14 protein-coding genes are annotated in these 11,965 nt (G+C 50.4%); 7 read left to right on the top strand and 7 right to left on the bottom strand.

Translation table 11 applies throughout. The annotated features are described in order from the left end of the window. The first annotated feature begins 85 nt into the window (after window positions 1-85). On the top strand, window positions 86-649 hold the full coding sequence (locus tag DWX00_RS01295) for a TIGR01440 family protein (RefSeq protein ID WP_117761562.1): 564 nt from the start codon (window positions 86-88) through the stop codon (window positions 647-649). Window positions 650-739: 90 nt separating this feature from the next. On the opposite strand, the gene DWX00_RS01290 is transcribed toward DWX00_RS01295, so the two are convergent. Both DWX00_RS01290 and DWX00_RS01285 read right to left on the bottom strand, forming a co-directional pair. After that, entirely contained in the window at window positions 740-3,208 is a 2,469-nt protein-coding gene (locus DWX00_RS01290; RefSeq protein WP_118594498.1) for a cation-translocating P-type ATPase, read from the bottom strand. A 215-nt stretch (window positions 3,209-3,423) separates the two neighbouring features. Beyond that, entirely contained in the window at window positions 3,424-5,166 is a 1,743-nt protein-coding gene (locus tag DWX00_RS01285; RefSeq protein ID WP_117761560.1) for an Rqc2 family fibronectin-binding protein, read from the bottom strand. A gap of 151 nt (window positions 5,167-5,317) precedes the next feature. Between DWX00_RS01285 and DWX00_RS01280 the strand changes: the two genes are divergently transcribed. Genes DWX00_RS01280 through pgsA form a run of 5 tightly spaced genes read left to right on the top strand, consistent with a single transcriptional unit; the run spans window position 5,318 to window position 8,357 of the window. Beyond that, on the top strand, window positions 5,318-5,596 hold the full coding sequence (locus DWX00_RS01280) for a DUF370 domain-containing protein (RefSeq protein ID WP_055218332.1): 279 nt from the start codon (window positions 5,318-5,320) through the stop codon (window positions 5,594-5,596). Next, complete coding sequence (gene gmk / locus DWX00_RS01275) at window positions 5,589-6,203, top strand: guanylate kinase (RefSeq protein WP_022461423.1); 615 nt, start codon at window positions 5,589-5,591, stop codon at window positions 6,201-6,203. Before DWX00_RS01280 ends, gmk begins: the two co-directional genes overlap by 8 nt. A 15-nt stretch (window positions 6,204-6,218) precedes the next feature. After that, entirely contained in the window at window positions 6,219-6,497 is a 279-nt protein-coding gene (gene rpoZ, locus DWX00_RS01270; protein ID WP_022461424.1) for a DNA-directed RNA polymerase subunit omega, read from the top strand. A 1-nt stretch (window position 6,498) separates the two neighbouring features. Next, a complete protein-coding gene (gene rimO, locus DWX00_RS01265) occupies window positions 6,499-7,824 on the top strand; it encodes a 30S ribosomal protein S12 methylthiotransferase RimO (RefSeq protein ID WP_055217739.1) in 1,326 nt (441 codons plus the stop codon). Beyond that, the gene (gene pgsA / locus DWX00_RS01260; protein ID WP_055228244.1) at window positions 7,821-8,357 is read left to right on the top strand and encodes a CDP-diacylglycerol--glycerol-3-phosphate 3-phosphatidyltransferase; all 537 of its coding nucleotides are present in this window, start codon (window positions 7,821-7,823) and stop codon (window positions 8,355-8,357) included. Before rimO ends, pgsA begins: the two co-directional genes overlap by 4 nt. A gap of 76 nt (window positions 8,358-8,433) precedes the next feature. On the opposite strand, the gene DWX00_RS01255 is transcribed toward pgsA, so the two are convergent. Both DWX00_RS01255 and DWX00_RS01250 read right to left on the bottom strand, forming a co-directional pair. Then, window positions 8,434-8,733 (bottom strand): hypothetical protein, encoded by a 300-nt coding sequence (locus tag DWX00_RS01255; RefSeq protein ID WP_118594497.1) that lies wholly within the window; start codon window positions 8,731-8,733, stop codon window positions 8,434-8,436. Further along, window positions 8,730-9,092 carry a hypothetical protein gene (locus tag DWX00_RS01250; protein WP_055217741.1) on the bottom strand — a complete coding sequence of 121 codons (363 nt, stop codon included), beginning with the start codon at window positions 9,090-9,092 and terminating at the stop codon, window positions 8,730-8,732. The genes DWX00_RS01255 and DWX00_RS01250 overlap by 4 nt, the downstream gene beginning before the upstream one ends. A 137-nt stretch (window positions 9,093-9,229) precedes the next feature. Between DWX00_RS01250 and DWX00_RS19800 the strand changes: the two genes are divergently transcribed. Next, window positions 9,230-9,379 carry a hypothetical protein gene (locus tag DWX00_RS19800; RefSeq protein WP_172680771.1) on the top strand — a complete coding sequence of 50 codons (150 nt, stop codon included), beginning with the start codon at window positions 9,230-9,232 and terminating at the stop codon, window positions 9,377-9,379. Between the two features lie 89 nt (window positions 9,380-9,468). Here the strand turns inward: DWX00_RS19800 and DWX00_RS01240 are convergent, their stop codons facing one another. From DWX00_RS01240 to DWX00_RS01230, 3 genes are all read right to left on the bottom strand, one after another. Further along, window positions 9,469-9,753 carry a hypothetical protein gene (locus DWX00_RS01240; protein ID WP_055228247.1) on the bottom strand — a complete coding sequence of 95 codons (285 nt, stop codon included), beginning with the start codon at window positions 9,751-9,753 and terminating at the stop codon, window positions 9,469-9,471. Between the two features lie 92 nt (window positions 9,754-9,845). After that, the gene (locus tag DWX00_RS01235) at window positions 9,846-10,088 is read right to left on the bottom strand and encodes a helix-turn-helix transcriptional regulator (protein ID WP_022462361.1); all 243 of its coding nucleotides are present in this window, start codon (window positions 10,086-10,088) and stop codon (window positions 9,846-9,848) included. 146 nt (window positions 10,089-10,234) lie between these two features. Further along, complete coding sequence (locus tag DWX00_RS01230; RefSeq protein WP_158565941.1) at window positions 10,235-11,935, bottom strand: S8 family peptidase; 1,701 nt, start codon at window positions 11,933-11,935, stop codon at window positions 10,235-10,237. Between the last annotated feature and the right edge of the window lie 30 nt (window positions 11,936-11,965).

The raw sequence follows: 11,965 nt of genomic DNA, 5'->3' as shown, positions 1-11,965 counted from the left end.
AAGCTGAAGAAAGGAGGCTGATTCTTGGAAAAAGAGTCAGTCTCCTTTTGCATAAATATTGCTGTTTAGCAAGGAGGGATACAAAATGGATCTTAAAACAATCAGACAGGAAGCGCGTGCCGTCGCAGAGGAGCTGATTACGACGGCGCAGATGAAACCGGGACAGACTCTGGTAGTGGGATGTTCTTCGAGTGAAATTCACAACAGTAAGCTTGGAACGGATTCCAGCCAGGAGATCGGGCAGGCGGTGTTTGAGGCGCTGTATGCGTGTACGAAGGAGCATGGGCTGTATCTGGCGGCGCAGTGCTGTGAGCATCTGAACCGCGCGGTTGTTCTGGAGCGTGCGGCGGCAGAAAAATACGGTTACGAGCCGGTCTGCGCGGTACCGTGGCTGCATGGCGGCGGATCGTTTGCGATGGCGGCATACTATGGATTGGAGGACGCTGTCACCGTAGAGCGTGTGCAGGCGCATGCAGGTATTGATATCGGTGATGTGCTGATCGGCATGCAGCTGAAGGCAGTAGCCGTTCCGGTCCGGGTATCGCAGAAAACGATCGGAGATGCGCACGTTGTCTGCGCGCGGACAAGACCGAAATACATCGGCGGCGAGCGGACGCATTACGCGGAAGATCCGGAGATGAGAAAGTAAGAAACTGTGATTTGTAAATCAAAAAATGCCGTACAGGCGGAGGAAAAATTTCCAACGCTGTACGGCATTTTTGATGGTTGGTTTTACGTTTTATTTCGCTTTTCTCGCTTCCCGTTTTCGCAGGAAGAAAATTTTCTGCTTCCGGTAAAAAGAGGAAATGGAATCCACGAGGATGCTCAAATATCGCAGAACCGGCTCTGTTGCGACAGAGAATACGACCAGCAGCATGATACATTTTCTGGACATATCAGAAATGGCGAACAGTTGGTTCAGATAGGTACTGCAGAAAATGAAGGCAATAATCGAGCCGATCAGGATCGTCCAGCGCATCCAGTTGAGCGGCTTGCTGATCCGGTAGAGAATCATAAAACCGACAATGGCGAGCAGTACGGTGGAAGCGGTCGAAATATCTTCCGAGCCGACCGCAAATTCCTGGCCGAAGACGACGAGTGTTGCGACCATCAAAAAGTCGGTCAGCGCCGCAGGCAGGGCCCGTGTCAGAATGTTCGTGATAAAGTGGCCCGCGATCCGGTTTTTGTTCGGCATCAGCGAGAGCAGGAAGCCTGGAATACCGATCGTAAACATACTGATCAGCGAGATCTGGGACGGCTCCAGCGGATACGTCACCATCGAGATCAGTGAGAAGATGGACAGCAGGAACGAGAAAATGTTCTTTACCAGGAACAGCGTTCCCGAGCGCTGCAGGTTGTTGACAACGCGGCGGCCTTCCAGTACGACAGAAGGCATCTTCGAAAAGTCGTTGTCCAGCAGAACGAGCTGTGCAGCCTGTGCGGCAGCGTCACTTCCGGATGCCATCGCAACGGAGCAGTCGGCATCCTTTAATGCGAGCACATCGTTGACACCATCGCCGGTCATCGCAACGGTCTTGCCGTTTTTCTTTAAAGCCTGGACAAACTGGCGTTTTTGGTCTGGTGTGACACGGCCGAACACGGTGTATTTCAGGATTGCTTCTTCGAGCTCTTCCGGTGTCTTTAGAGTGGAAGCATCAATATAATCCTCTGCGTGTGCAATCCCTGCCTGGCGGGCAACCTCAGATACCGTTACCGGAGTATCACCGGAGATGACCTTGACATGGACACCCTGATCTTCGAAGTAGCGGAACGTTTCCGGTGCTTCTTTTCGGATCGGATTGGAGAGAAGCACGTAGCCAAGCGGCGTGACACGGCCGGAGAGTGCTTTTCCATTCGGTACAGTTTCGGATGTGCCGAAGACGAGGAGACGGAATCCCTTTGAGGTATACGCTTCAATTTCACTCTGATAGCGTGCAAAATCATCGCGGAGAACGAACTCCGGGGCACCGAGCACGTAGGAGACATCCGAAAATGTCACACTGGAATACTTGAATTCCGAGGAGAACGAAGTCATCGAAACGGCAGTTTTGCCGTTGCTGTCTTTAAAATATTCTTTCAGTGCCGCCATAGTAATGTTGTCGTTTGACATGGCAGATGCGAAATCACCGACCGCAAGGGAAAGCTCTTCTTTCTGCAGTGCGGGAGCATTTTTGCCGGATTCTGTATCAGGGACTGAACTGGAGCCGACCAGAATCAGATCATGTACTTTCATATTTGTCTCGGTGATGGTTCCCGTCTTATCGACACAGAGCACGTTGACGCGAGCCAGCGTCTCGATACATTTCATATCATGCACGAGAACCTTCTGCGAAGCCAGCCGCATAACGCTGACGGCAAGGGCAACGCTTGCAAGCAGGTAAAGACCTTCTGGGATCATGCCGAGCACGGCGGCCACCATCGAGGTAATGCTCTCACGGAACGTTTCGTGGGAGACGAAAAACTGCTGGCCGAAGAGCAGAAGACCGATCGGAATGATCAGAATGCCGACAACCTTTACCAGCTTGTTGAGGGAGCGGATCATCTCGGACTGTTCGCCCTCTTTCATGGCCTTTGCCTCGAGGGTCAGACGGGAAATGTAGGAATCTTCACCGACCTGGGTCAGACGGCTCTTGCAGCTTCCGGAGACGATAAAACTTCCGGACATCAGCTCGTCGCCCGGGCGCTTGGTAATCTCATCGGATTCACCGGTAAGCAGCGATTCGTTGACCTGTACCTCACCTTCAAGCACGACGGCATCAGCGCAGATCTGTTTTCCTGCGGTAAATACAACAATATCATCGAGTACGAGATCTTCCGCGGCGAGTGTTACCTCAGCCCCGTCACGGATCGCAGTAGCCTTCGGCGCGTTTAAAACAGACAGCTTTTCCAGCGTCTTTTTCGCCTTGATCTCCTGTACAATACCGATCAGCGTGTTCGCGATGATGACCGGCAGAAACGTAAGATCCCGGAACGAACCGGCAAGGATCAGAAAGATGGCAATAATCAGAAAAATCAGGTTGAAATACGTACAGACATTGCTCTTTACGATCTCGGCCGTTGTCTTGGACGGAGGTTCCACCGCACGGTTGGTCCAGCCGTTCTCGCGGTACTCGGCAACCTGCTCGGCGGAAAGGCCTTCGGAAGGGTCTGCCTCATAACGCGTCGTTGGAACACGGCGGTGAATGATTTCGGGAATTGTTTTGTTCATAACAGTTATATTCCTCTCCGGCCGTCCTGATAAAGAAGAGACAGCCTCACTGTGGTTTGTTTGAAAAAGATCACGTCTGGAATCTTTTTCCATACTAAGAAGTATACCATAGAGCATCGAAAAAGAAATGAAGGAAGTATTAAATTTTACGAAAAAAAGACTTTTCGCAAAGAGGAACAGATAGGAATGTGCGAAAAGTCTTTTGTATTCTGAATTTAGTCCTGTACTTCCTGAAGATTGCGGATGTTCGGCTCCGCCATCATGGAGTAATTGGTGTAATAAACAACGAAGCCCGGTTTGCTTCCGTTTGGTTTGCGCAGGTTTTTCTTTAAGGTGTAGTCGATTTCCACCTTCGGTGCCTGTCTGCCTTTCGAGTAATAGGCGGCGAGAGCAGCGGCCTCTTCGTAGACGGAATCCGGCAGCTCTTTACCGTTCGTCTTTACGATGACATGGCTGCCCGGCTGGCCTTTCGCGTGGAACCACCAGTCGTTGCCGGAGGCGAATTTAAACGAAAGTTCCTCGTTCTGGAAGTTGTTCTTGCCGACATAAATGTCAAAGCCCTCGGAAGAGCGGTAGTGGAACGGATGGGAGGTGATTTTCTGCTTTTTCCCTGTCGGTCCCTTGCGGCGGATGTAGCCGTACTCGATCAGCTCTTCTTTTAACTGCACCAGATCCGCCTCATCGAGCGCAATATCAAGCGCCGTGCTGATGGATTCGAGATGGTCGATTTCCTCTTTCGTCTCGACAAGAAGTTCCTCGAGTGCCTCACGGGTCCGCTTCAGCTTTCCGTAGCGGTCGAAGTATTTTTTTGCATTTTCGCCGGCAGAGAGCGTTCCGTCGAGTGGAATCGTGATTTCCTCGCCGTTATAGTAATTGACGGCGTTCAGCGAAGTATCGCCCGGCTGGCAGCTGTAGCCGTACGTATTTAAAAGCTCACCGTAAATCCGGTATTTTTCCCGCTTGTCGGTGTCTTTTAACTGTTTCTGCTGCAGGTCGTATTTTTTGACATTCCGTTCGAGTGCGGTATTGACGACACGGCGCAGATCGGAAGATTTCTGACGGATGCGGGTGATGCGGTTTTTCATGGCATAGTATGTTTCCAGTACACCGGAGATCGAATCGTATGTTTCCTCCCGCAAATCCTGATACTGCGTCAGTTTCAGTGCGGAAAATTCTTTCGGCTCATCGCCCTGGTATACGATGTTCGGCGTAAATGCGCCGTTTTTGATATCCTCAATCAGATAAGAGAAGGTGCGGAACAGATGAAGCTTCGCATTTTCTTCGAGTGCATTGACCGCAAATCCGCCGTCGATGCCGGCGCGGCAGCAGACTTCCTCCGCCATCAGCGGGCTGAAGCCGGTAAGGGAAGTGTAGATTGCCTTTGCGGCAGCCATCGGTTTCGTGCAGACGAAATCGAAAAATTCTTCTTCTGTGATCGTGAGCGGATCTTTCTTATCCTGCGTGTGCGGAATGAACCAGGTGCGGCCCGGAAGAACCTCACGGACAGAACTCATGTTGGCGGAAATATGTTTGATACTGTCAAGGATCGTATTGTCCTCCTGACAGAAGATCAGGTTGCTGTGTTTTCCCATGATCTCCACAATCAGCTTCTTGCGGCAGATATCGCCGAGTTCGTTCAAATGCTCGAGCTCAAAAATAAGAATACGCTCGAGTCCCGGCTGGGTAACGGAGAGAATGCGGGCGCTGCCGATGTGTTTGCGGAGCAGCATACAGAAATTCGGTGCGGTCATCGGGCCGGGCTTATTGTTGTCCGTCAGGTAGATCAGCGGAAGCGAAGCACTTGCCGAGAGGAGAAGACGGTAAACGGTACGGTTGTTTTTTATTGTAATCATCAGCTCGTCGTTTTCCGGCTGTGCGATCTTGTTGATCTTTCCGCCGACGATGGTCTGATTCAGTTCCTGTGCAATATTTGCAATGGTAATTCCATCAAAAGCCATAGAAAATATCTCCTTTGTTTGAAATTCTGGTATTTTCATTATAATACAGAAAAAAAGATTTGACTAGGCTTTCTGAATGAATTATAATAAATCTGTATGGGTAGATGTATTTTCTGAAAAAGACTTCAGAAGGTACAGGAAAGGACGGATTGTGGCAAAACTGATCAACATCGGATTCGGCAATGTCGTAAATTCGGATAAAATAATAGCAGTGGTGAGTCCCGAGGCGGCACCCGTCAAGCGTATGGTGCAGCGTGCAAAGGAAAGCAACCGCATCATCGATGCGACGCAGGGAAGACGCACGAAAGCAGTGCTCATCACCGGAGAAGAATTTATCATCCTTTCGGCTTTGCAGCCGGAAACGATCAGCCGCAGATTCAACGGCGGCTGGGAAACAGAAAAAGAGCGAGGGGAATCTGAAAATGAGTAGAGGAATACTTACTGTAGTATCCGGTTTTTCCGGAGCAGGAAAAGGAACACTGATGAAACGCCTGATGGAGGAGTACGACAACTATGCGCTGTCCATCTCCGTCACCACAAGAGACCCGCGTCCGGGCGAGGAAGACGGCGTATCGTACTTTTTCCGTACAGAAGAAGAGTTTGACCGCATGGTAGAAGAGGATGCCTTCCTCGAGTATGCGCGTTACGTAAAACATTCCTACGGAACGCCGAAGGCATACGTAGAGGAGCAGCTGGATGCCGGAAAAGATGTTCTGCTTGAGATTGAAATCCAGGGAGCACTTCAGGTCAAGGAAAAACGTCCGGACACCCTTCTTGTGTTCATCACACCGCCGACCGCCGAGGAGCTGGAACGACGCCTCCGGGGACGCGGAACGGAAACAGAAGAAGTCATCAAAGGCAGAATGGAGCGTGCAAAAGAGGAAGCACAGGGCATGGACCAGTACGATTATGTCCTGATCAACGACGACCTCGAAACCTGCGTAAAACAGATGCATGAGACCATTCAGAGCCAGCATTTCATGAGCAGCAACCAGAAAGACTTTATCGAACAGATGAAAAAAAGTCTGGAAAAATAGAAAGGAGCATTTATTATGATTCATCCATCTTATCAGGAACTGATTGCAACTATTAACGAGGGCCAGGATCTGGACGAGGCACCGGTTGTCAGCAGCCGTTACTCTCTGGTACTTGCAACAAGCAAACGTGCAAGACAGATCATCGGCGGAGCTGAACCGCTTGTAAAAGTGAAAAAAGGCATGAAACCGCTTTCCATCGCCGTAGAGGAGATGTACAAAGGAGAGGTTACAATCCTTCCGGAATCTGAAGTTGAAGCGGAAGAGGAAACAAAAGAGGAGCCAGTAATTGAATAATATGAAAATTCTGTTTATTTCCCTTGGATGCGATAAAAACCTGGTAGATTCCGAGCATATGCTGGGTCTTCTGGTAGAGCATGGCTTCGAGATCACCGATTCCGAGGAAGATGCAGAGGTTATCGTGATAAACACATGCTGCTTTATCCACGACGCCAAAGAAGAAAGCATTCAAAATATTCTTGAAATGGCGAAGTACCGTACAGCGGGAAGCTGTAAGGTTCTTCTGGTAACGGGCTGTATGGCAGAGCGCTACCGCGATGAAATCATTGAGGAGATTCCGGAGGTTGACGCCGTACTTGGAACGAACAGCTATGACAAAATCCTGGATGCCATTCAGGATGTCCTCGGCGGCGACCGCTTCCAGGAGTATGCCGATCTGAAAGGACTGCCGAAAATTGACGCACAGCGCGTTGTAACGACAGGCGGCCATTACGAATATCTGAAAATTGCAGAGGGCTGTGACAAGCACTGTACCTACTGCATCATTCCGAAGCTGCGCGGACCGTACCGCTCCGTTCCGATGGAGGAACTGATAGCAGAAGCGAAGACGATGGCAGAACAGGGTGTCAAAGAGCTCGTTCTCGTTGCGCAGGAGACAACCATTTATGGTATCGATCTGTACGGAAAGCCGTCTCTCCACCTTCTGTTAAAAGAGCTCTGCAAAATTCAGGAGCTCTACTGGATTCGGATTCTGTACTGCTATCCGGAGGACATCTATCCGGAACTCGTTCAGACGATGAAGGAAGAGCCGAAAGTCTGTCACTACCTGGATCTGCCGATTCAGCATGCCAACGATGAGATCCTGCGCCGCATGGGTCGCAGAACATCCAAACAGGAGCTGATCGACAAAATTGATTTCCTGAGAAGCGAGATGCCGGATATCACACTGCGCACCACGCTGATCACAGGATTCCCGGGAGAGACAAAAGAGCAGCACAAAGAACTCCTCGAGTTTATCAACGACATGGAGTTCGACCGTCTCGGCGTATTCACCTACTCTCCGGAGGAGGGAACACCGGCTGCTGCGATGGAGCATCAGATCGACGAGGAGGTAAAACTGGACCGTCAGGCAGAACTGATGGAGCTGCAGCAGGATATCTCTGCAGAACTCGGCGAGCGCAGGATCGGCCAGGAGCTTCTTGTTATGATCGAGGGCAAAGTGGCGGATGAGGATGCCTATGTGGGCAGAAGCCAGGCGGACGCACCGGGTGTAGACGGCTATGTATTTGTCAATACACCGGAAACACTCGTATCCGGCGACTTCGTAAGAGTGAAAATTACCGGTGCTCTGGAATATGATCTGATAGGAGAGATAAGCCAATGAATTTACCAAACAAATTAACGATTCTGCGGGTAATTATGATTCCGTTTTTCGTGTTCTTCCTGCTGTCTGGCGTGGGCGGAAGCGCGTCCAAATGGATTGCACTGGTAATCTTTGCCGCTGCCAGCATCACGGATACTCTGGACGGCTACATTGCAAGACGTGACAATCTGATTACCGATTTCGGAAAGTTTATGGATCCGCTGGCAGATAAGCTGCTGGTATGCTCTGCACTGATTTGCTTTGTAGAGCTGGACAAGCTTCCGGCGTGGATGGTTATTATTATCATCGCAAGAGAATTTATCATCAGCGGTTTCCGCCTGGTTGCTTCGGACAATGGAATTGTCATCGCAGCAAGCTGGTGGGGAAAATCGAAAACAATCAGCCAGATGATTATGATCATTCTTCTGATCGCCGACATTCCGGCACTTTCCGTGCTGAATACCGTGCTGATCTGGGTTGCACTGATTCTGACCGTTGTTTCTCTGATTGATTACCTGGTAAAAAATAAAAACGTGCTTTCTATGCAGAACTAGGCAGGAAAAAGCACAGAATAAAAACGCTGACCGGTTTGGGATTCCAGACCGGCAGCGTTTTTTTGTTTGTAGTTTTTCAGCGTTTTTTCCCGGAAGCAGCGGAGCGGAAGAGGCGTACCATCTGGTCAATTTTTGCCGCTTCCTGTTTGGATTTTCCGGCTTTGATGGCAGAGATGATCAGGTCCGCCTCGGAGGCGGAAAACTGTGCGCCGCCCTGATTTCCCTGCATCAGGGAGAGAAGAAACGGCATCATTTCCGCCTGGGATTTTCCACGGCTCTGAGAGGCCATCTGCTGCAGTGCCTGAAGCCGGGCAAAGTCAATTCCGGAAAGAGAGGGGTCATGCGACCAGTCGTTTTGCCTATCATCCGAACTCATAGCAGATCCTCCTCATTTCCGGGATTTATATTCTGAAGCATCTGGACCATCTGCATGGTCTGAAACATCTGGGAGAGAAGATCCCGCTGCGGACCGGCGGCAAAACGGGAAATATCCTGCAGCATCTCAAGCGGAGAGACGTGCGGGGCATCAACAGACATCATGGAAAGGTCGGCCGGACGGGAAAAAAGCTGAATGGTCCGCTGGAGCTCGAGCCATTTGCTCAAAATCGCAAGGGAGGGCTGCAGGCCGAAGGAGGCGTAGGGAATGGCAGCCTTCAGCATCTGAAGCTGATCCTGTGCGATCATCTGGTCCAGCGGTGTCATCTGTTCCACATTTTGTTCCTGTTCCTGATTCAAATTAAGATCCTTCCTGGCAGCATTCCTGCATTTGTCTTTTTATTTCTCTTTATCTTATGTTCCAGGCCGGAAAAAATGACAGAAGGCGGGAAAAAACATATGATAAGAGGAAGAAAGAAAAAGGAGACTGCCGGAAAATGGATGGAAAAGAAACAGCAAAAAGAAAACAGGTACTCGAAGGGAATGCCTTTTATGAAATAGATCTGGAATGTATGAGAAAAAAAGAAAAAAGAGAAGAGATGGAAAAGCGGGAAAGAGAAGCACGGAAACCGAAACGGTTTCGCTGAAAGAGAATTCTGGTGAAAAAAAGCCCCGGGGCGGTTGATCCGCACCCGGGGCTTTTTCTGCCCGAACATCTGGGAGGACTGAAAAAAGGTCAGCAGCCGCATCCACAGTTATTGCTGTTGCCGCATCCACAGCCGTTGTTGTTCCATCCGCCGCAGCAGAACAGAAGAATCAGAACGAGCCAGCAGTCGGAATTGCAGCCATTGTTGTTGTTGCCGCATCCACATCCGCCGCAGCAGGAGAGGAGAAGCAGAATCCAGATAATACTGCAGCCATTGTTTCCGAACAGGTTGTTGTTGGAAACACCGCATCCATTATCGCAGCCACAGCCGTTGTCACATCCGCATCCACAGTTTGTAGCAGCTAAATCACTCATGTTTGTTCCTCCAAAGGAATCATTTTGCTTACAATTCATGATATGAAAAACTGCCGGGCGGGGTTACTCTTAAAGAGAAAAATTCAAAGACCCTACAGACTGCGTCCCTGAAAATCAAAAAGCTCTTTCACCGGAATGTCAAGTGCCTCAGCGATATCGAACAGAAGATTCAACGAAATAGAGGTTTTTGTATTTGGCGCTTCGATGTTGCTCATATGGGTACGACTGATATGTACCGCCTCGGCAAGTTCGGCCTGCGTCATTCCTTTTGCTCTTCGGTAGTAGGCAATCGTAAGTCCAAGAAGGCGAAGATCGTTCAAGCGTTCGTAATTCATAGTCAGGAATCCCCCTTTTAGTTTTATAAATATAATGATAATACGTAATGATACAACGGAAAACAATCAAAAACAAGGCACTTGCACATTAAAAGTTTGCATCAACAAACGGATATACCATAGAAGCAAACCTGTGAGCGGGAAAATCAGTTTGTCATAAGGCTTAGAAAGCTCTGATATAACTGCAATCTTCCGTATCCCCACTCGCGGCTTGGATAAGTAATGGTATCAGTTCGGCCAGCGCCGCGGATCAGATAGTTTTTCAGCTCCTGCGCCGTAAAATAGCGGGATGGGGTGCGTTGAATGCCCCATTGTAGGAAGAGAGCGGCAGCACCGGATGTAATGGCAGCGGACGCGCTTGCGCCGCTCCGGTTTTCGTAGGAGCCTGCCGGTCCCGGTCCGGTGACGGAAATCCCGGGGGAAGCAAAATCGGGTTTGATTTCACCAAGCCGGGTAAAGCCGCGTCCGGATTCCGGTGAAAAACTGTTATTGGATGCCTGATAGGTGGAGGGAGACAGAACGGGAACGGTGGCGGAGGGTGTCGTCAGTGTCGTGTACGGGTCGGGTTCCAGAAAGATCACATCGGAAGTGGAAAATCCGGTAATCGGAAGCCAGACGTGGAAATCGGGAGGGGAAGGAAAGGCGCGGTAAACCTGAAGTGTCCAGATGCCGGGCGTCGGATCCAGCATGCGGATCAGGATGAGCTGGCTGCCGGTCGTCGTCTGAACGACTTCGTAGTTGACGTAGATGACGGTGCGTTCCAGAACAAAGGTGATCCTCTGTTCCTGAGTCAAAGAGACGGGAATCCGCGGAATCGTTTCTCCGCCGGGAGAGCGGAATCCGACGGAAAAAAGCTGCGGAACCTGTCCCCAGAACTCCAGGACAAAACCGCGGCTGCCTTCGGAAACGAGAAACTCCACATTTTTCGGGGAGTCATTTTCGGATACGGAGCCATAATAATGGTGAGCGGCGTTTCCCTCGTTGCCGGTGGCGCAGACCGGAATAATGCCCGGCGTATTTCCGTAGCGCGCCAGCGTCAGAGCGATGGGAAGGGTTCCGGAATGACTTCCCTGATTTGTTCCAAGTGCCAGACAGATGACCAGTGGTTTTCCCTCCCTGGCTGCGACTTCGTTTAGAAAACGCATCGCAGAGAGAAGATCATCTTCTTCAAAGACGGGAGCATTGGTGGAGACAAGATAAAAGTCTTTCAGATTCTGTTTCGCCGGTTTTAACTTAACAACAGCGAAATCGGCTTCCGGTGCAGCACCGAGAAAGCCGGCGGACGCATTCGGAGTACCGCCAGCGACTCCGGCGACGTATGTTCCGTGTCCGTCTGGATCCGTGACCGGAACGACAGAAAGAGGATCCCGGCTTCGAAGCGCATCGTCAAGGTCTGACTTTTCGTAGAGACTGCCATAGGGAAACTGCGGCGGCGGTGTGCCTGTGCGGTCGGTCTGATCCCAGATGGAAAGAATCCGGCTCTGGCCGTTGCTGCGCAGAAAGGCGGGGTGGCGGTAATCGATGCCGGTGTCCAGAAAACCCAGGATTACATTTTTGCCGGTATACCCGCCGCCGTAGAGATTCTGCGTCTGTACAATGCCGGAGACTTCTAAAGAGAGGGTGGAAAGCGGCGTGAAAAGTTTCGGGAGTCCGGTAAAAAGAATTTCACCAAAGAGATTTTCCGGGAGCAGGCTGCGCTCGAGAAAGAGAACGGAATACTGCGAATTCAGTGTAAGAAGGGCACTGGATTCCGGAAAGAGCATCTGGTACCGCTCGGACTGTGCCACGTAATTCTGAATCAGAATGTTGATGTAATCGTTGGAATAGATGATGTCCGTAAGATCCATAAAGAGATCCTTTGTTTTTGAAGGTATTGT

The sequence above is a fragment of the Blautia sp. AF17-9LB genome (genome assembly GCF_003479185.1).
Taxonomy (GTDB): Bacteria; Bacillota; Clostridia; order Lachnospirales; family Lachnospiraceae; genus Fusicatenibacter; species Fusicatenibacter saccharivorans.
The sequence above is the reverse complement of the archived record's forward strand: the minus strand, read 5'-3'. Positions and strand labels throughout refer to the sequence as shown.